This is a genomic window from Actinomadura sp. NTSP31 (assembly GCF_041951385.1).
Lineage (GTDB): Bacteria > Actinomycetota > Actinomycetes > Streptosporangiales > Streptosporangiaceae > Spirillospora > Spirillospora napierensis.
This window is the reverse complement of sequence record NZ_JBGNUT010000043.1, coordinates 19127-38773: the sequence shown is the minus strand read 5'-3', so window position 1 is coordinate 38773 and position 19647 is coordinate 19127. Positions and strand designations below refer to the sequence as shown.

Here is a 19647-nt window from a genome sequence, read left to right as displayed (position 1 = left end):
CCAGCGATCTACCCGCTTACGAGGGGGCGTTCACCATGCTTCGCGCCGCCATCGTGAAGTAGTCCCAGAGCATCTTCTCCAGCTGCTCGGGCAGCTCCAGCTCGTCCACCGCCACGCGCATGTGCTTCAGCCACGCCTCGCGCTCGGCCTCGCCGATGACGAACGGGACGTGCCGCATCCGCAGCCGGGGATGCCCGCGCCGCTGGCTGTAGGTGTTCGGGCCGCCCCAGTACTGGACGAGGAACAGCCGGAGTCTCTCCTCGGCGGGACCGAGATCCTCCTCGGGGTAGAGGGCGCGAAGGTCGGGGTCTTCAGCGACACCCTGGTAGAAGCGGTGCACGAGCCGGCGGAAGGTCTCCTCGCCGCCGACCGCCTCGTAGAAGGTCACCTGTTCAGTCATGGCGCTGCCCACCCTATGCGATCGGCCGCCGAGTGATCAGCCGCACGGAACGGCCCGTTCGCCGCGGGATCAGGCCGTGGCCGGGGTGGCGACCGAGACGCCCGCCTCGTCGAACGCGTTCTTCACCCGTTCGCGCAGCTCCCGGGCCACGTTGCCCTGCTTGCCGGGCGCGGTCTTCAGCACCACCCGGATCACGAGCGCGTCCCCGGCGAGGGCCTGCACGCCCCACACCGACGGCTCCTCCAGGATCACGTCCTCCCAGCCGGACGCGGCGGCCAGCTCGTCCGCGGTGGCCTGCAGGATCTCCTTGACCTTCTCGGTGTCCTCGCGGATGTCGACCGGGATGTCCAGGACGGCCCGGCCCCAGTTCTGCGACTCGTTGCCGACCTTCTTGATCTCGCCGTTCGGCACGTACCAGACGACGCCGTCGACGTCGCGCATTCGGGTGACCCGCAGGGTGACCGCCTCGACCGTCCCCTTGGCGGAGCCGACGTCGATGTAGTCGCCGACGCCGTACTGGTCCTCCAGCAGCATGAACATCCCGGCGAGGAAGTCCTTGACGATGTTCTGCGCGCCGAAGCCGACCGCCACGCCGATCACGCTGGCGCTGGCCAGGATCGGCGCGAGGTTCAGCCCGAGCGAGCCGAGGATGCTGAACACGGCCGTGCCCATGATCACGATGGACGCGATGGAGCGCAGCACCGAGCCGAGCGTCTGGGCGCGCTGCGCCCGCCGCCGGTTCAGCAGGGTGGGGCTGCCCTCGAACACCGTCCGGGACCGCTCCTTGACCTTCTCGGACATGGTGCCCTCGGCCATCCGCACCGTCACCTTGATGATCATCCGGTGCGCCATGTTCTTCACGATCAGCGCGACCACGAAGGTGATGACGATCGACAGGACGGTGCCGAGCGGCTTGTCGAGCCACGTCGCGTAGAAGCTCGTGAAGTCGTTGCTGTGCGAGACGTTCCAGACCAGCCGGCAGCCGGTGCTCGGCGTCTGGTCGCGGCACGCCGCCTCGGGCGTGCCGTTCTGTGCCCAGGGCAGCAGCGACTGAGCATCGACCAACATGTCGGGCAGACCCTCCCCGGCCTTTGTGGGCGTCGCGACACCTCGCCGTGGACCTGCGGCGGGTACGAGCCCGATCGTAGGGGACGGTAACGACCGGTTCGTACTACGCCGGCGACGTGTCTTGACAAGGCCGGGGAGGGGCTGTTCCAGCGAGCGTGCCCCGCGGGGTCCGCGGCTGCCGCGCCGTTCCGGCCACGGCCCCGCGGGGCACGCCCGGCTCTAGGGGCGGCCGGCCGGCCGCCTGCTCCGGGTGGGCCGCGGGTCGAGCCGCTCGTCCAGGGGCTGCAGGACGTGCGCGAGCTTCAGGGCCGCGCCGTCCACGTCGTCGACGCGGTGCATGCGCTCGCCCCAGGACCACCAGAAGTAGTGGTCGTGGGTCTCGGGGGCGGGGGCGCACGTGACGTCCTCGGCCAGGCTCGCGGCGGCCGGGTTCACCACCCGCAGGAACGCCGGGCCCGAGCGGGTCCGGACGACGCGCGCGACCAGGCCCCGCGCGTCCAGCTCCCGCTCCAGCTCGCGGAGGTGGCCGACGCGTCTGTCACCGGCCGCCTGCGCTTCCCTTCTTCCGGTCGTGCCGTCGGTCGTCTCGCCGGCCGTGCCGGCGGCCGCCGCGCCGATCCACCGCGCCGTCGGTCCCTGCGCCGTCGTGTGCGTCGCCATCGTCTGCATCGCCGATCCCTCGTCGCCGGCCCCCGGTGTGCGCGGCGGGTGACCGCGCGGCCGCCGGGAGGGCCGGCAAATGATCAACTCTCTGGATCCGTTCCGTTGCTCATGGTGAGAATTGCAACTCTCACGGTGCCGGGTCAAGGGCGGCGCCGTCCCGCGAAGTACCGGATTCCCCCACCTCAGAGGAAGCCTCACACCCGGCGGAGGAAGAATCTCTACCCGGGGAGGTGAGGACGCATCCGGAGCCCTGGTCTTTCCCGGGAATCGCTTGGCCCGCCCCGTCGTCAGGGTTACGCTGCGTGCGCGAGAGATTATCTGTCGTGGCCAGTTATTGACCGGTCGCCGTGGCCCGGACGACCGCCCTTCCCCCGAGGGGCGCCGCCCCGGCCCGACGGTGAGGAGGCCGGAATCGATGTCGGACCCCCCTCGGAAAGAAACGGACGTGGCTCGCAGGATCCGTGCGCACGCTCTGGCCCGGGGGCGGGGCCCGCAGGAGATCGCGCACGAGATCCACGAGCAGTGCGGTCCCCTGTTCGGCACCAGCCGGGTCAAGGCCCACCGCCTGGCCCACGGTGTCGCGCTGTCCGACATCGTGGCCCAGGTCAAGGCCCTGTACGAGGTCGACGGCAAGCCGCCGCCCCGGCTCGGGGAGACGCTGCTGTCGGCCTACGAGAGCGGGTACAAAAGACCCGGTCCCGAGTATCTGCACTACCTGTGCGCCGTGTACCGGGTCGAGCCCGATGAGCTCGACTACAAGAGCCCCTGCATATGCGGGCGCGGGCACGGCGCCCGCCCGGGGGCCGCCACGGTGCCCCAGCCGCGCCGCCCCGAGCGGCACGCGGCACAGCAGCCCGACGTACCGCTCGTCGGGTCGATCATCCCCAGGGCGGACGACCGCCACTGGGTGGACGTCAACGACCTACGGGGCCCCGACCGCGCCGACGGCCCCCTGTCCATTGATGTGGGAGAGGAGGACATCGTGCTTCGTAGGACCCTTCTGCAACTTCTGGCCGGAGCGGGCGTGGCGCTCGACGGTCAGTTCCTGGGTGCGGTCGACGGCATTCGACGCAAGATGGACGACACGCTGGTGGGTGCGACCGTCTCGCCGACCATGCTCGACCAATGGGAGGAGACCACCTACGGCTACGGCCAGCAGTACCAGGCGACGCCGTCGCTGCGGATGCTGTGCGACGTGCTGCTGGACTTCAGCGAGGTGCGGCGCATGTGCGACAAGCGGCAGCCGGTCGAGCTGCAGGAGCGGCTGTGCCGGATCGCGGCGCAGCTGTCCGGGCTGTCCGGGCTGATCATGATCAATCTGGGCGACCACCGGCTGGCCCGCTCGTTCTTCCGGACCGCGCGCACCGCGGCCGACGAGACCGGCGACCGGCAGCTGCGCGCCTGGGTGACCGTCCGCGAGTCGCTCGTGCCGATGTACTACGGCGACCCCCGCGAGGCGCTGCACCTGGCGCGCAAGGCCCAGGACCTGGCCGGCCGCACCCCCGGGGTGGCCGCCGCCATGGCGCCCGCGGTGGAGGCCCGCGCGCTCGGCATGCTGGCGATGCGCGGCCGGGGCGACGCCGCGCCCAGCGCCCGCCGGGCGCTCGTGCGCGGGCGCTCGGTGTTCGACCAGTTGTCCAAGACCGACACCGGCGACCTGGTGTTCGGCTTCACCGACCGGCAGATGGCCTTCTATGAGGGCGACACGTTCACCAACCTCGGCGACCACAAGCACGGCGACGAGGTGCTGAGCCACGCGCTGACGCTGTACGCGCCGACCGACCGCGTCGACCTGACCCTTGTGCGCCTCGACCGGGCGATGTGCAAGCTGCACTCCGGCAATCCGGACGCGGCGCTGACGGGCGGCCAGGAGGCGATCCTGGACCTGCCGCCCGACCACCGGTCCGACATCCTGGTGCACCGGGCCCGCCAGATCGGCGCCGCGGTGCAGGCCAAGCACGGCGAGATCGCGGGGCTGCGGGAGTTCCGGGAGGCGCTCGCCGGGCCCTGGGTGACCAGTCCCACCAAGGAGCAGAGCTCCGTCCCCCCGACCGAGCAGGTCTGACCGGGCATGGGAACGCCCGACAGCGCCTCCTGGCAGGATCCGCCGGCGCCCGGCGCGGAACCCGCGGCGCCGCCCTCGCCCGCCCCGGGCACCGCCGGTCCCGGCGGCCGCGCCCTCGCGCGGCTGCAGGCCGATCCCCCCGTATGGAGCTTCGGTGACCTGCGGTTGCGCCGGTACCGGGCCACCGACCACGCCACCGTCCTCGCCCTGCACCGCGAGGGCCTGGCGCAGGTCGGGCTGCGTCCCGGCGACGGCGTCTACTACGACCACGACTTCTTCCGGATGGAGGACATCTATCTGCGCAACGACGGCGAGTTCCTCGTCGGCGAGGTGGACGGGCGGATCGTCGCCATGGGCGGCCTGCGCCGCGCCGACCTCGTCCCCGGGGGCTCGGCCCGCGCGTTCGGCGGCTACGCGCCGGGCGCACCGGTGCTCGACGTGGTGGAGATGGTGCGGCTGCGGGTGCGGCCGTCCGTCCAGCGGCGCGGCTACGGCACCGCGGTCGTCTCCGCGCTGGAGGAACGCGCCGTCGAGTACGGGTACCGGATCCTGCGCGGCGACACGACCGAGCTGCAGGCCCCGGCGCTCGCCCTCTACCGCAAGTTCGGCTGGCGGGAGACGCGCCGCGAGCTGATCGGGGGCATCGTCAACATCTACATCGAGAAGGCGCTGCGCTGAGGACACCCGAGCCGCGGGACGCGCGCCGGCGGCGCGGCGCGGCGCGACGCCCGCGGCTCGGGGTTGGGCGGTTCATTGTGGGGGGCGGGCCCCCCACGCCCCCCGGCGGGGGGACGCCCCCCACACCCCCGGCCGCTTCGCGGCGTGCGTCTGTTCTAGGTGTTCGTCTGTTCTAGGTGTTCGGGCGGGTGCCGGCCACCAGTTGCATCAGCGGGTAGCGGCGCCGGCGGACGCTGGTGAACCCGCGGTCGGCCAGTGCCCCGGTGACCTCCCGGTCGCCGAACACCGTGTAGCCGGTGGCGCGGCGGATCAGCTCGCCGCCCACCTTGGAGGCGTGCAGCGGCGTCAGCCGCCGCGACGTGAGGATGATCAGGCGTCCGCCCGGGCGCAGCACGCGGGTCATGCCGTCCAGGGCCGTCCACGGGTCGTCGAACAGGTACAGCGCCCCGAAGCAGCAGACGGCGTCGAACGCGGCGTCGCGGAACGGCAGGTCGACGGCGTTGCCGCGGACGTAGCAGATGCCGTCGGTGGGCGGGGTGTCGGCCTCGGCGCGGGCCAGCATGGTGGGGGAGGCGTCCAGCCCGACGACGAGCCCGTCCTCGCCGACGCCCTCGGCCAGCGCGCGGGTCACGTTGCCCGGCCCGCAGGCCACGTCCAGCACGGTCGCGGCGGGACGGCCGGTGCCGCCCGGCTGCCCGAGGCCCAGCCAGTCGCGCGCCGTCGCCTGCTCGGCGGCGGTGTCGGGCCCGATCGGCCAGCCCTTGGCCAGGTTGAAGCCCACGGGCCGCCAGACCTTCTCGTAGATCCGCGGCAGGAACGTCGACTCCATCACCGACTGGGCGAGCGACGGCGCGCGCTCCTCGGCGGGGCCGAGCAGGTCGAGGTACCCGGCCGACAGGTCCGGGTCGGCGGGCGGGTCGCGCAGCAGGTCGAGGACCCGCCGCGCGGCGGACGGGGTCTGCGCCATCGACACGTTCACGCCCTTATTAGATCAGCCGTCAATTTCGCCGCACCAGCCCCGCCGCTGGTGACCCCGCTCACGAGGCGGGAGCCCGGCCCCGTCAGGCCAGGTCCAGGCCCGTCTGCGCGGCCATGAAGGTGAGCGTGTCGGCCATCAGGTCCACCGACCGGCTGACCGACCGGGCCGCGTGCCCGACCTCCGACTCGTTGCGCAGCAGGACCGGCGCGTCCGAGGCGGTCGCGTGCTGGAGCGCGGCGCACAGCTTGCGGGCGTGCAGCGGGTCGACGCGGGTGTCGCTGCCGAACGTGGTGAACAGCGTCGCCGGATACGCCGTCCCGGGATGGACGTGGTGGTACGGCGAGTAGCCGATCAGCCAGCCGAACTCCACCGGGTCGTCGGCCGTCCCGTACTCGTCGTTCCAGGTCTGGCCGAGCCCGAACCGCTCGTAGCGGACCATGTCCAGCAGCGGCGCCGAGCAGACGACCGCCCGGTACAGCTCGGGGCGCTGGGTGAGGGCGGCCCCGACCAGCAGCCCGCCGTTCGACCCGCCGTAGATCGCCAGCCGCGACGGCGTGGTCAGCCCGTCGGCGATCAGCCGCTCGGCGGCGGCGTGGAAGTCGTCGAACACGTTCTGCTTGCGCTCGCGCATCCCCGCGCGGTGCCACTCCTCGCCCTCCTCGGACCCGCCGCGCAGGTTCGCGACGGCGTACACCCCGCCGGCCTCGACCCACGCCAGGATGCTCGCCGAGTACGACGGCGTCAGCGAGATGTTGAAGCCGCCGTAGCCGTAGAGGACCGCAGGACGCGGGCCGGACGCGCCGGGCCGCGACACCACCAGCATCCGCACCTCGGTGCCGTCCTTGGACGGGTACGTCACCTGCCGCGTCTCGATCTCGGGGACGTCGACGGTGCCCGGCGCGGACGCCCACAGGCTCGTCTCGCCGGTGCGCGCGTCGTAGTGCATCACCGACGACGGGGTCACGTTGTCGGTGTAGCCGAACCAGGCCTCGTGGCCGCCCTCGGGCCGCTCGACGATCCCGCCGATCGAGCCGAGCCCCGGCGTCGGGACGGTGCCGAGCCGCTCCCCGGAGGCCAGGTCGTGCACGGTGATCTCGCTGATCGCGTGCCGCGTCCACCCGGCGAGGAGCACCGGCGCTTCGAGGTCGTCCAGGACGGCGTAGTCGGTCAGGACCGCCTCGGGGTCCTGCGGGATCAGGTCGCGCCACGTCCCGGGCGACGGGTCGGCGGGATCGGTGACGCACAGCCGCGACCGGGGCGCGTCCCGGTCGGTGAACACGTAGGCGCGGCCGTCCCGGCCCACGTGCAGCCACGTCTCGGCGTCCACCCCCACCTGCACCGGCCGCATCTCGGGCCGGTCGGGCGGCGAGGCGGACAGGTCGGCGATCCACAGGTCGTTGCGCGGCGCGGTGCCCTGCGAGGCGGAGACCGTCAGCCACCGCCCGTCGCGGCTGACGCCCACCCCGTAGTAGTTGGTCTTGTCCATGCCCTCGCCGAAGACGAGCACGTCGTCGGTCTCCGGCTCGGTGCCGACCCGGTGCAGGTAGACGCGCCGGTGGTACTGCTCCTCGCCCTCCGGGACGGCCCGCGCGGGCAGCCGCCGCGTGTAGTAGAACGCCTCCCCGCCGGGCAGCCAGGCGATGTCGGACGAGCGGGTCCGGTCGATCGGCCCCTCGACCCGCTCCCCGGTGGCGACGTCGATCACGAACAGCAGCGACTCCTCGTCGCCGCCCGTCGAGATCTTGTACGCCAGCAGCCGGCCCTCCTTGTCGGGCTGCCAGCCGTCCAGCGTCGTCGTGCCGCCCGGGTCCAGCGCCATCGGGTCGACCAGCGCCCGCTCGGAGCCGTCCGGATCCACCGTGTACAGCACCGGATGCTCCTGCTCGGCGGTCCGCCGGCTGAAGAACCGGCGCCCGCCGCGCCAGACCGGCGCGCCGACGCTGCCCGCGCCGAGCAGCTCGCCGAGCCGGCGGCGCAGCCGGTCCCGGCCCGGGAACGCGTCGGTGATCTTGTGGAACAGCTCGTCCTGCGCGGCGAGCCAGTCCCGGGTCTCCGCGCTGCCCGCGTCCTCCAGCCAGCGGTACGGGTCGGCGACCCGGTGCCCGTGGATCTCCTCGACGATGTCCTGGCGCCGCGCGGGCGGATAAGGCGTTCCGGTCATGGGATGCACTGTATTCACCGCTCCGGCCGGTCCGTCCGGTCAGGTCGGCCGATCCCCGCGCCGGCGGCGCAACGCGGGCTCTTTCGCGTTCGATCCGGCCCCGCGATGGGGATATTCGGGGTAGCGGTCGGGCTGCCCCAGCCGCCACACTGATTCCAGGTCGGTTCGCCTCTGGGGAGGTCCTCATGGCGAGTGCGCAGGTGCCGGAGACAATATTCGGGCCTCGGTGCGAGGCGCGGTCAGCCGCGTCCGCCGAGGCGAACCCCGGCACGCCGGCGGAGGCCGTCTGATGAGACAGGTCCTTCTCCTGAACGCGACGTACGAACCACTCACCACGCTCCCGCTGCGGCGGGCGGTCTGCCTCGTGCTCCGGGAGAAGGCCGAGATCGTCCACCACGACATCTCGGGGGCCTCCCTGCACTCGGCGACCATGGAGATCGAGGTGCCGTCGGTGATCCGGCTGCGCCGCTACGTCCGCATCCCGTTCCGGACCCGGGTCCCGCTGACCCGCGCCGCGCTCATGCGCCGCGACAACTTCCGCTGCGTCTACTGCGGACGCCGCGCCGAGACGATCGACCACGTCCACCCGCGCAGCCGCGGCGGCAAGCACGTCTGGGAGAACTGCGTCGCGTCCTGCATGACCTGCAACCACCGCAAGGCCGACCGGCTGCTGTCCGAGCTCGGCTGGACGCTCGGGATGACGCCCGGCGTCCCGCGCGGCGCGCACTGGCGGCTCATCGGGATCGTCCACGACGGCGACCCCCAGTGGGCGCCCTACGTCTCCGAACCCGCCGCATAGCGCGGACGGGCCGTATCCTGTCCCTGTGCCACGCTATGACTACCGCTGCCGCGCGTGCGGGTCGACGTTCGAGGTCTCCCGCCCGATGATCAACGCCTCCGACCCGGCGGTCTGCCCGGACGGCCACGACGACACGGTGAAGCTGCTGTCGACGGTCGCCGTCACCGGCACCGCCCGCGGCGGGGCCCCGAAGCCCCCGCCGTCCGCCGGCGGGGGGTGCTGCGGCGGAGGCTGCTGCTCCTGACGGCCGGCCCTGCCGTGCCGCCGCGCGGCCCGGCGGCCGGCGCGGCGGCGTCGTGGCCGGCCGCTCAGCCGTTCAGGTTCTCCACCTGGGAGACGTCGCGGGCGGCGCCGGTCGAGGCGGAGGTGGCCATCGCGGCGTAGGCGCGCAGCGCGGCGCTGACCTTGCGGTCGCGGTCGCGGGGGCGGTAGCCGCCGAGGTCGGCGAGCAGCTTCTCGCGGCGGATCTCCAGCTCGTCGGCCGGGACGTCCAGCTCCAGCACGCGGTTCGGGATGTCGATCACGACGCGGTCGCCGTCCTCGACGAGGGCGATGATCCCGCCGCCGGCGGCCTCGGGGGAGGCGTGCCCGATGGACAGCCCGGACGTGCCGCCGGAGAACCGCCCGTCGGTGATCAGCGCGCAGGCCTTGCCGAGCCCGCGGCCCTTCAGGAAGCTCGTCGGGTAGAGCATCTCCTGCATGCCGGGGCCGCCCTTGGGGCCCTCGTAGCGGATCACGACGACGTCGCCGGCCTTGACCTTGCCGCCGAGGATGCCCTCGACGGCCTGGTCCTGCGACTCGAAGACGACGGCGGGGCCGGTGAAGGTCCACAGCTCCTCGTCCACCCCGGCGGTCTTCACGATCGCGCCCTCCGGGGCGATGTTGCCGCGCAGCACCGCCAGGCCGCCGTCGGTGGTGTAGGCGTGCTCGACGGAGCGGATGCAGCCGTTCTCGCGGTCGAGGTCCAGCTCCTCCCAGCGGGCGCTCTGCGAGAACGCGGAGGTGCTGCGGACGCCGCCGGGCGCGGCGTGGAACAGCTCCACGGCCTCGGGCAGCGCGCCGGGGGAGCGGACGTCCCACTTGCCGACGAACTCGGTCATCGACGCCGAGTGGACCGAGTGGGCGGAGTCGTTCAGCAGCCCGGCGCGGTGCAGCTCGCCGAGCAGGGCGGGGATGCCGCCGGCGCGGTGGCAGTCCTCGATGTGGTACTTGGCGCTCGCCGGGGCGAGCTTGCAGACGCACGGGACGCGGCGCGACAGCGCGTCGATGTCGGTGAGCCCGAAGTCGACGCCGCCCTCGTAGGCGGCGGCCAGCAGGTGCAGGATCGTGTTGGTGGAGCCGCCCATCGCCACGTCCAGGGTCATGGCGTTCTCGAACGCCTCCCGGGTCGCGATGTTCAGCGGCAGGACGGACTCGTCGTCGCCGTCGTAGTAGCGGTGGGCGATCTCCACGACGGTGCGGCCGGCGTCCTCGTAGAGGCGGCGGCGGGCGGTGTGGGTGGCGAGGACGGTGCCGTTGCCGGGCAGCGCCAGCCCGATCGCCTCGGTGAGGCAGTTCATCGAGTTGGCGGTGAACATGCCGGAGCAGGACCCGCAGGTCGGGCAGGCGCTCTCCTCCACCGCGAGCAGCGTGTCCTCGCCGACGGAGTCGTCGGCGGAGGCGACGATGGAGTCGATCAGGTCGAGCTTGTTGCCGTCCAGGATGCCCTCGACGGGCTTGCCGGCCTCCATCGGGCCGCCGGAGACGAACACGGTCGGGATGTTCAGCCGCATGGCGGCCAGCAGCATCCCCGGGGTGATCTTGTCGCAGTTGGACACGCAGACCAGGGCGTCGGCGCAGTGCGCGTTGACCATGTACTCGACGGCGTCGGCGATCACCTCGCGGGACGGCAGCGAGTACAGCATGCCGTCGTGGCCCATGGCGATGCCGTCGTCCACCGCGATCGTGTTGAACTCGCGGGGCACGCCGCCGGCCTCGCGGACGGCGCCGGCGACGACCTTGCCGACCTCGTCCAGGTGGACGTGGCCGGGCACGAACTGGGTGAAGCTGTTGGCCACCGCGACGATCGGCTTGCCGAAGTCCTCGCGTTCGACGCCGCTGGCCCGCATGAGCGCGCGGGCGCCCGCCATGTTCCTGCCATGGGTGACCGTACGTGACCTGAGCGGGGGCATCCTGTGACCTCTCCAACCTGTGCCGTCGTGCCGTGTCGCCGGCCGCGCCGCCGCGCCTGGGTTGCGCGGGCGGGAGCGAGCGGTGCGCGGTGGGAAGCTCTCAGCGGCGGATCGCGGCGCTGCCGCCGGCTCAGCGGAGGTCGCGCGCGGGCCGGCCTGTGACACTCGATGCTACAAGGTGGGAGCCGCGGCTCGCGAAAGCCGGGTCGGAAAGGTCCGGGCCCGCGAGGGGCCCGGTGGGGACTCGTCGTCGAGTCGTCGGGCGGCCCGGGGGTGTGCGGGCCGCCCCGATGCGGGATCCGGCGGCGCTGCGGGATCCGCGCTCGGCGTGCTCCGGCGTGCCGGGTCAGCCGTACTTGGGCGGCAGTGCCTTCTCGGCCGCCTGGAAGATCCGCTGGACGTCGGTGTCGGTGAGGATCTTGGGACGGCGGCGCAGGTACGAGCGGGCCCGGTTGCCCGCGTACACGTCGACGTCCCGGACGCGCATGACCTTCCACGGGATGGACGGCCCGTAGATGGCGACGGACGGCTGTACCGGCACCTCGAAGCCGACCTGCCCGCCGATGATCCTGCTGGCCTGGTCGGCCTCCCAGCGCGCCTCGTCCAGGCGGTCCTTCTTGTTGAAGGGGCCGTGGAAGAGCTTGCGGTGGGACAGGGTGCGCACCGGGAGGCGCTTGTCCCACTTCTCGGAGTCGATGGCGTAGACGCCGCTCGGCCCGATCACCAGGTGGTCGATCCGCCCGTCGCTGACGCCCTCGTCGTCGCGGGGGACGGCCCGCGCGTGCAGCACGAGGTACCCGTTGCGCTCGAGCGACTTCAGCTGCTTCTCGGTGCGCCGTTCGGCGGCCGAGGACTTCTGCCAGGCCGGGATGCTGGAGTCCCGGCGGGATCGGCGGACCACGTCCGCGACCACCGCGAGGACCGCCGCGGTGATCCCGAGCCGCCCGCCGGCCGCGATGGTGACGACGACGAGCACCGCGAGGGCCACGCCGATCCGCCACATCCACCGCCGGATCCGGGGGTCGCCGAGCGTGCCGGCGAGCGTCCGCTCGGCCGGCGCCTGCTGATCGCGCCGCTCCTGTTCCTGTTCCGGCTGCTCACGGGGCTGGCCCCGTGCCTGCTGTGTGTTGCCCCGCTCCATGATCGCCATAAGTGACGCTCCGTATTCCTTTCCCATCGGGGGCATGATCCTCCGAGCGCAGAGTAATCATCATGCGAGCCGACGACTAGTCATGCAGGGTTAATAGTTTTGTCGCCGGGGGTGAGTGATTGACTTCCGCGCAGGGCGGGTACGTGAGTCACTTACCACCTCTTTCCCGGCATGAGAGTCTCTGCCTCTTTGATGCCCGGCCGCCGCGCGGTCTAGCGTTCCGGTTCGTGACACATCTCCATGACCTCGGCGCTAGGGAGGCGGCTGACGCCGTCCGCTCCGGGCGCCTGTCCCCGGTCGAGCTGACCGACCACTACCTGGACCGCATCGAACGGCTGAACCCGCAGGTCGGGGCCTACGTGACGGTCACCGCCGAGGCGGCGCGCGAGCAGGCGGCGCGGGCCGAGAAGGCGGTCCGGGACGCCGCGGACCCGGCGGACCTGCCGGCGCTGCACGGGGTGCCGGTTCCGGTCAAGGACCTGAACATGGTGGACGGTGTCCGGATGACTTTCGGTTCATCCGTTTTCGCCGACTTCACGGCATTCACGGATGACACCGTCGCGCGGCTGCTGCGCGAGGCCGGATCGGTGCTGCCAGGCAAGACCGCCGTCCCGGAATTCGGGCTTCCCTGCTACACCGAGAGCGGCGTCGCGCCGCCCGCCCGCACCCCGTGGGACACGGCGAGGTCGGCGGGCGGGTCGAGCGGCGGCGCCGCCGCGGCCGTCGCGTCCGGGCTCGCCCCGGTCGCCCAGGGCAGCGACGGCGGCGGCTCCATCCGCATCCCGGCCAGCGTGTGCGGGCTGTTCGGGATCAAGCCGACCCGCGGCCGCATCTCCCAGGGGCCGATCGTCCCCGACCTGTTCGGCCTGTCCACCAACGGGCCGATCGCGCGGTCCGTGGAGGACGCCGCCCTCCTGCTGGACGTGATGGCGAAGCCGATGCCGGGCGACCTCTACGCGGCCCCGCCCGTCGAGGGCTCGTTCCTGTCGTATGCGGGACGCCCGCCGGGACGGCTCCGCATCGCGCGCAGCCGGCGGCCCGCCGTGCCCGGCGCCGAGGTGCATCCCGACTGCGTCGCCGCCTACGAGGAGGCCTCCGCGCTGCTGGAGGAGCTCGGGCACGAGGTCGTGGAGCTGCCGCCGGTGTTCGGGCCCGAGATGGTCCCGCACTTCGAGCTGCTCTGGGGCGTCATGGCCACGATGACGCCCGTCCCGGACGGCGGCGAGCACCTGCTCCAGCCGCTGACGCGCTGGCTCCGCGAACGCGGGAACGCCACGACCGGGCCGCAGCTGTTCCAGGCGCACGCCGCGCTGCAGGGCGCGGTGCGCGCCGCGTTCCCCGTCATGGACGGGTTCGACGCGATCCTGCACCCGACGCTCGCGCAGCCGCCCGTCCCCGTCGGGTACTTCCACGACCAGGAGCCGGAGGAGAACTTCCGGCGCCAGATGCTCTTCACGCCGTTCTGCGCCGCCTACAACATCTCCGGCCAGCCCGCGGTGAACGTACCGCTGCACTGGACAAAGGCAGTTGCCGGGGGGTCTGGGGGGTCGTCCCCCCAGGAGACACCGGGCCTGCCGATCGGGATCATGCTGGCTGGACGGCTCGGCGGGGAGGGGACGCTGATCTCGCTCGCCGCGCAGCTGGAGGAGGCGCGTCCCTGGACCGGCCGCAGGCCGCCCATCTGGGAGCAGTGAGGCCCGTCCGCGCCGCGCTTGGCGGCGCGCCGCCGGGGCATGGGTGCAGGCGTGGCTGACGACGAACTGACCAGGCTGGCCGGACACCACAGAGTCGCGACGCGGTACACCGACTGGCGGGGACGGAAGGTGGACGTCCCGCCCGCCACCCTGGTCGCCGTCCTCGGCGCGCTCGGGGTGGACGCCTCGTCCCCGTCCGCCGTCCGCGCGGAGCTGGAGCGCCACCGGGAACGCGCGCGGGCCCTTCCGCCGACGGTCGTGGTCCGCCGGGACGAGGCCGGAGGCCGGGCCGCCGACCGGATCCTCGCGCTGCTGCGCCGGACCCTTGGCCCGGACGGCGACCTGGACGTGCGCATCGAGCCGGGCGTGCCCGACGTCCTGTCGGCGCCGTCCGCCGGTGAGATGCGCGGTGAACCCGTCCCCCTGAGCGAGTTCGACGGGGACGTCCCTTACGGCTGGCATCGCCTGCACGTCGGGCGGGGGAGCCGGGAGGAGCACGCGGCGCTGCTGGTGGCGCCGGCCGCCCTGCCGCGCCCGCCGCGCATGTGGGGGCTGACCGTCCAGCTGTACTCGCTGCGCTCGCGCGGCTCGTGGGGGCTCGGCGACCTGCACGACCTGGCCGACCTCGCGGCGTGGAGCGGCCGCGACCTCGGCGCCGGGTTCGTCGTGGTCAACCCGCTGCACGCCGCCGAGCCGGTCCCGCCGGTGAGCCCGTCGCCGTACTCGCCGATGAGCCGCCGCTTCCCCGCCCCGCTCTACCTGCGGATCGAGGACATGCCGGAGTACGCGGCGCTGCCCGCCGAGGGCCGCGAACGGTACGCGGCCATGGCGGACCGGCTGCGCGCGCTCGGCGGCCCGCTGGACCGGGACGCCGTCTGGTCGGCGAAGCTCGAAGCGCTGGAGGCGATGTACCGCTCCGCGCCGGACATCCGCGACGACCCCGGTTACCGGGCCTTCCGCAAGCGCAACGGCGCGGCGCTCCGCGACTTCACCGCCTGGTGCGCCATCAGCGAAGAGCAGGGCACCACCGACTGGCGGCGCTGGCCCGCGCCGCTGCGGGACGCGCACGGGCGGGCCGTCCTGGACGAGCCCCGCCACCACGCCCGCGCCGGGTTCCACGCGTGGCTGCAATGGCGCCTGGACGAGCAGCTCGCCGCCGCGCAACGGGCGGCCCGCGACGCCGGGATGCCCGCCGGGATCGTCCACGACCTGGCCGTCGGGGTGGCGCAGGGAAGCGCCGACGCCTGGATCTACCGGGACGAGCTCGCGTCCGGGATGAGCGTCGGCGCGCCGCCGGACGAGTTCAACCAGCGCGGCCAGGACTGGGGCCAGCCGCCCTGGCGGCCGACCACGCTCGCGGCGAACGCCTACGTCCCGTACCGGGAGATGCTGGCCGCCGCCCTCCAGCACGGCGGCGGGCTCCGCCTCGACCACGCGATGCAGGTGTCGCGGCTGTGGTGGATCCCCGAGGGCGGGTCGCCCGCCGACGGCACCTACGTCGGCTACGACCGTGAGGCGATGCTCGGCTGCCTGGTGTGGGAGGCCCGCCGCGCCGGCGCGCTCGTCGTCGGGGAGGACCTCGGCACCGTCGAACCGGAGGTCCGCGACGACCTCGCCGACCGGGGCGTCCTCGGCACCTCGCTGCTCTGGTTCGAACGCGACGCCGAGGGCCGCCCGAAGCCGGCGGAGCACTGGCGGGAGCTGTCGCTGGCCACGGTCGGCACCCACGACATGCCGCCCATCACCGGTTTCCTGCACGGCGACCACATCGCCCTGCGGGACCGCCTCGGCCTGCTCACCCGCCCGCCCGCCGAGGAGGCCGCCGACCACCGCCGGCAACTGGCCGGCTGGCTGGCGCTGCTGCATTCCGAGGGGCTGCTGCCCGTCCCGCCCGACGAGGTGATGCGCGCGCTCGCGGACGGCTCCACCGCCCACGACGAGCAGGTCGTCGCCGCGCTGCACGCCTTCCTCGGCCGCACCCCGGCCCGGCTCATCGGCGTCTCGCTGGCCGACGCGGCCGGCGAGCGCCGCACCCAGAACCAGCCCGGCACCACCGACGAGTACCCGAACTGGCGGGTGCCCCTCGCCGGCGCCGACGGCCGCCCCGTCCTCCTCGACGACCTCGTCACCGACCCGCGCGTCCGCGCCGTGCTGAAGGAGATCAGCGCAGGCTCGCGCTGATGCGCCGGGTGACGTCGTACAGGAGCGTGTCGGGGGCGATCGGGGCCGACGCGATCGCCGAGAACAGGGCGGGCAGGCCGGGCAGCGGGTACGGGTCGGCGTCGGCGCCGTCCAGCGCGGCCTTGCCGAGCGGCTGGTGCGACAGGGACCTGCGGGCGCGCGCCCACGCCGCCTCGACCTCCTCGGGGGAGGGGACGCCGAAGCCGTGCCCGACCGGGGCGGCGTGCCGCAGCTTCACCAGGGCGCCGTCGGTGAACTCGGCGGCCAGCTTGCAGCGTTCGACGAGGCCGGCGCGGACGGCGCCGTCGAGCCGGGTCATCACCGTGCAGGGGGTGCGGCAGCGGGCCGCGCAGTCGCCGAGGGCGGCGGCGACCTGGCTGTGCTGCCGGTCGAGGTAGGCGCGCCAGCCCGGCGGCGGCTCCTTGGCGACCCGCAGCGTCCGCTCGCACGCCGACCGCTCCGGACGCGTGTGGTCGCACTCGCGGGCCGAGCCCGGCGCGACGGGGACGCCGAACCGGCTGCCCTCGCCGGCCACCGACGCGCCGATCAGCGCGGGGTCGCCGGCGTGCCCGAGGACGGGCTCCCACGCCAGCAGCGGCAGGTACTCGCCGGCGATGTGCACGGCCGCGACCAGCGCGGCCATGTCGCGGCGCTGCCAGCGGATCGCGATGACCTCCAGCAGCAGCGCGTAGGCGGGCCGCAGGCTCGCCAGCGCGCCGCGCGGCCGCTCCTTGGGGGCCTGCGGCATCCGGCTGGCGCGGGCGCGGTCGAGCAGGTCGCGGGGGACCTCCCCGACGGCCTCCGGCATCCCGAAGTCCTCGGCGTCCAGGTCCAGGACGCGCTGCCCGAACGCGCACAGCGGCGCGACCGCCTTGGCCCGCCCGTCCGGGACGAGCGTCCCCGCGGCGATCAGCGCCTCCAGGTCCCCGAACGCGTACCGCCGCGCCAGCGCCGCCAGCACGTCCCGCGCCGTCTCCACCCGACCATCCCCTTTTCCCCGAAAACCCCCGTGACCCTGCAACGATCGCACGGTCACGGGGGTTGCGGCAGGGTTACCGGACTCAGCCGGCGGCGGCGTCCTTCGCGCGGGCGCGCAGCGCGCGGGCGACGCCGTCACGGCCCTCCGACAGCAGCCGGGCGAGCGCCGCGGGCGGCTTCTCGGCGGCGATGTAGGACTCGGTGCGGTCGATCGTGGACTGCTCGATCACCAGGAAGGGGTAGGCGACCTCCGCGAACGTCTGGGACATGTCGCTGGTCCACTCCTTCCACACCCGGCCGACCTCGGCGAAGTACTTGTCCACGTACGGGACGAGCAGGTCGGCCTGGTCCGGCTCCACGAACCCGCCGAACGTCGCCCGGTAGACGGCGTTCGGCAGCGTGCCGCCGATGATCCGGTCCCACGCGGCGGCCTTGGCCTCGGCGGTCGGGACCGCGGCCTTGCAGCCGGCGGCGTGCCGCTCGCCCGCCGCCGTCCGGTCCCGCTCGTGCTCGGCGTCGATCTCGTCCTCGCCGGCCTTGCCGGTGACGACGAGCCGGCGCAGCAGCGCCCACCGCAGGTCGGTGTCGACCGTGAGCCCGTCGAGCGTCTGCGAGCCGTCCAGCAGCGCCCGGACGAACGCCAGGTGCTCCTCGCTGACCGCCGACCCCGTGAACGCCTGCGTGTAGGCGAGCTGCAGGTCCGAGCCGGGCGCCGCTTCGCGGGCCAGCTCGAAGGCCGTGTCGGCGAGCAGCGCCAGGCCCTCCTTGCGCCAGGACGGGTCGGCGTACTGCTGGACGGCCGTCCGCGCCTGCCGCAGCAGCGTCTGCGTGACCGAGATGTCGGTGACGCCGCGGATGCCCTTCGCCACGAGCCGGACGTAGTCGCGCGTCGCCATCTCGGCGTCGCGCGTCATGTCCCACGCCGCCGACCAGCACAGGGCCCGCGGCAGGCTCTCCTTGATGTCGCCGATGTGCTCCACCAGCGTCTTCAGCGAGTGCTCGTCGAGCCGCACCTTCGCGTAGGTGAGGTCGTCGTCGTTGACCAGCACCAGGTCGGGACGCTTCTGCCCGACGAGCTGCGGCACCTCGGTGCGCGCGCCCACCACGTCCAGCTCGACCCGCTCCCGCCGGACGAGCCCGTCGCCGGTCAGGTCGTACAGGCCGATCGCCAGGCGGTGCGAGCGCAGCGTCGGGTAGTCGGCCTTGGCCTCCTGCAGCACGGCGAACGAGGAGAAGTTCCCGTCGGCGTCGACCTCGTACTCGGGGCGCATCGTGTTGACGCCCGCGGTCTCCAGCCACTCCTTCGACCAGGACGCCAGGTCGCGGCCGGAGGTCTCCTCCAGCGCGTCCAGCAGGTCGGTCAGGACGGTGTTGCCCCACGCGTGCCGGTCGAAGTACCGGCGGACGCCCTCCAGGAAGTTCTCCCGGCCGACGTAGGCCACCAGCTGCTTCAGGACGGACGCGCCCTTGGCGTAGGTGATCCCGTCGAAGTTCACCTCGACGGCCCGGATGTCGGGGATGTCGGCGGAGATCGGATGCGTGGACGGCAGCTGGTCCTGCCGGTACGCCCACGCCTTCTCCAGGTTCGCGAACGTCGTCCACGAGCCCGTCCACTTGGTGGCCTCGGACTGGCACAGCACGCTCATGTAGGTGGCGAACGACTCGTTCAGCCACAGGTCATCCCACCAGCGCATGGTGACCAGGTCACCGAACCACATGTGCGCCATCTCGTGCAGGATCGTCTCCGCGCGCCGCTCGTAGGAGGCGTCGGTGACCCGGGACCGGAAGACGTAGTCCTCCAGGAACGTGACGGCCCCGGCGTTCTCCATCGCGCCCGCGTTGAACTCCGGCACGAACAGCTGGTCGTACTTGCTGAACGGGTACGGCCGTCCGAACACCTTCTCGAAGTAGGCGAACCCCTGTCGCGTCACGTCGACGATGGCCTCGGCGTCCAGGTGCTCGGCCAGCGACGCCCGGCAGTACACGCCGAGCGGGATGACGGTGCCGTCGTCGCGGCGGTACTCGTCGCGGACGGCGTGGTACGGCCCCGCGATGAGCGCGGTGATGTAGGTGGAGATCTGCGGGGTCGGCAGGAAGTGCCACGTCCCGCCCTCCACCGTCTCGGGGGTCTCGTTGGTGACGACCTGCCAGTCCTGCGGGGCCTTCACCGTCAGCTCGAACGTCGCCTTGAGGTCGGGCTGGTCGAAGCACGTGTACATCCGGTGCGCGTCGGCCGTCTCGAACTGCGTGTACAGGTAGACGCTCTCGTCCACCGGGTCCACGAACCGGTGCAGGCCCTCGCCGGAACGGGAGTAGGCGCAGTCGGCGACGACGCGGAGCTCGTTCCGCGCGGCCAGGGACGGCAGCGGAAGGCGGCCCTTCTCCCCGTCGTAGGACGCCGGGTCCAGCGCCTCGCCGTTCAGCGTCGCCTCCCGCACGACCGCGCCGTGCAGGTCGACGAAGGACGACGCGCCGGGCTCGGCGCTGTCGAACCGGATGACGGTGGTCGAGCCGAACCGCTCCGCGCCGGTCGTGAGGTCCAGCTCGACCGCGTACGACTCGACGGTGAGCAGCCGGGCCCGTTCCCGCGCCTCGTCGCGCGTGAGGTTGCCTGCCACATGTACTCCTTGGTCGGCTTAATTCTTTGCTGACCTCATGTC

Annotated in this window: 15 protein-coding genes; 6 read left to right on the top strand and 9 right to left on the bottom strand. The window is 73.1% G+C overall.

Going from position 1 to position 19647, the window contains the following annotated elements; translation table 11 throughout:
* Positions 1–16: 16 nt before the first annotated feature.
* The 3 genes from ACA514_RS43940 to ACA514_RS43930 form a co-directional block, all read right to left on the bottom strand.
* A complete protein-coding gene (locus ACA514_RS43940; protein ID WP_375047422.1) occupies positions 17–400 on the bottom strand; it encodes a globin in 384 nt (127 codons plus the stop codon).
* A gap of 69 nt (positions 401–469) precedes the next feature.
* Positions 470–1468, bottom strand: coding sequence for a mechanosensitive ion channel family protein (locus tag ACA514_RS43935; RefSeq protein WP_375047421.1), 999 nt, complete (start codon positions 1466–1468; stop codon positions 470–472).
* Positions 1469–1687: 219 nt separating this feature from the next.
* Positions 1688–2137: a hypothetical protein gene (locus ACA514_RS43930; RefSeq protein ID WP_375047420.1), complete on the bottom strand. Its 450-nt coding sequence runs from the start codon at positions 2135–2137 to the stop codon at positions 1688–1690.
* Positions 2138–2546: 409 nt separating this feature from the next.
* Here ACA514_RS43930 and ACA514_RS43925 point away from each other — a divergent pair, with 409 nt between their 5' ends.
* Both ACA514_RS43925 and ACA514_RS43920 read left to right on the top strand, forming a co-directional pair.
* On the top strand, positions 2547–4196 hold the full coding sequence (locus ACA514_RS43925; RefSeq protein WP_375047419.1) for an XRE family transcriptional regulator: 1650 nt from the start codon (positions 2547–2549) through the stop codon (positions 4194–4196).
* A 6-nt stretch (positions 4197–4202) separates the two neighbouring features.
* Positions 4203–4874 carry a GNAT family N-acetyltransferase gene (locus ACA514_RS43920; protein ID WP_375047418.1) on the top strand — a complete coding sequence of 224 codons (672 nt, stop codon included), beginning with the start codon at positions 4203–4205 and terminating at the stop codon, positions 4872–4874.
* Between the two features lie 172 nt (positions 4875–5046).
* On the opposite strand, the gene ACA514_RS43915 is transcribed toward ACA514_RS43920, so the two are convergent.
* Together ACA514_RS43915 and ACA514_RS43910 are read right to left on the bottom strand one after the other, a co-directional pair.
* Positions 5047–5853 carry a class I SAM-dependent methyltransferase gene (locus ACA514_RS43915; RefSeq protein WP_375047417.1) on the bottom strand — a complete coding sequence of 269 codons (807 nt, stop codon included), beginning with the start codon at positions 5851–5853 and terminating at the stop codon, positions 5047–5049.
* Positions 5854–5935: 82 nt separating this feature from the next.
* Positions 5936–8014, bottom strand: coding sequence for a prolyl oligopeptidase family protein (locus ACA514_RS43910; protein ID WP_375047416.1), 2079 nt, complete (start codon positions 8012–8014; stop codon positions 5936–5938).
* A gap of 289 nt (positions 8015–8303) precedes the next feature.
* Between ACA514_RS43910 and ACA514_RS43905 the strand changes: the two genes are divergently transcribed.
* Together ACA514_RS43905 and ACA514_RS43900 are read left to right on the top strand one after the other, a co-directional pair.
* Positions 8304–8813: an HNH endonuclease gene (locus ACA514_RS43905; protein WP_375047415.1), complete on the top strand. Its 510-nt coding sequence runs from the start codon at positions 8304–8306 to the stop codon at positions 8811–8813.
* A gap of 25 nt (positions 8814–8838) precedes the next feature.
* Positions 8839–9057, top strand: a complete 219-nt coding sequence (locus ACA514_RS43900) for a zinc ribbon domain-containing protein (protein WP_344270954.1) — start codon at positions 8839–8841, stop codon at positions 9055–9057.
* Between the two features lie 64 nt (positions 9058–9121).
* Here ACA514_RS43900 and ilvD read toward each other — a convergent pair whose 3' ends face one another.
* Positions 9122–10984, bottom strand: a complete 1863-nt coding sequence (gene ilvD / locus ACA514_RS43895) for a dihydroxy-acid dehydratase (RefSeq protein ID WP_375047414.1) — start codon at positions 10982–10984, stop codon at positions 9122–9124.
* A 346-nt stretch (positions 10985–11330) separates the two neighbouring features.
* A complete protein-coding gene (locus ACA514_RS43890; protein ID WP_375047413.1) occupies positions 11331–12134 on the bottom strand; it encodes a nuclease-related domain-containing protein in 804 nt (267 codons plus the stop codon).
* Between the two features lie 227 nt (positions 12135–12361).
* Between ACA514_RS43890 and ACA514_RS43885 the strand changes: the two genes are divergently transcribed.
* Positions 12362–13828: an amidase gene (locus ACA514_RS43885; protein ID WP_375047412.1), complete on the top strand. Its 1467-nt coding sequence runs from the start codon at positions 12362–12364 to the stop codon at positions 13826–13828.
* Between the two features lie 51 nt (positions 13829–13879).
* A complete protein-coding gene (gene malQ, locus ACA514_RS43880) occupies positions 13880–16009 on the top strand; it encodes a 4-alpha-glucanotransferase (protein WP_375047411.1) in 2130 nt (709 codons plus the stop codon).
* Here malQ and ACA514_RS43875 read toward each other — a convergent pair.
* Positions 15990–16988 carry a hypothetical protein gene (locus ACA514_RS43875; RefSeq protein WP_375047410.1) on the bottom strand — a complete coding sequence of 333 codons (999 nt, stop codon included), beginning with the start codon at positions 16986–16988 and terminating at the stop codon, positions 15990–15992. The two genes, malQ and ACA514_RS43875, sit on opposite strands and share 20 nt — an antisense overlap.
* Before the next feature lie 82 nt (positions 16989–17070).
* The gene (pepN, locus tag ACA514_RS43870; protein ID WP_375047409.1) at positions 17071–19605 is read right to left on the bottom strand and encodes an aminopeptidase N; all 2535 of its coding nucleotides are present in this window, start codon (positions 19603–19605) and stop codon (positions 17071–17073) included.
* Positions 19606–19647: the final 42 nt, after the last annotated feature.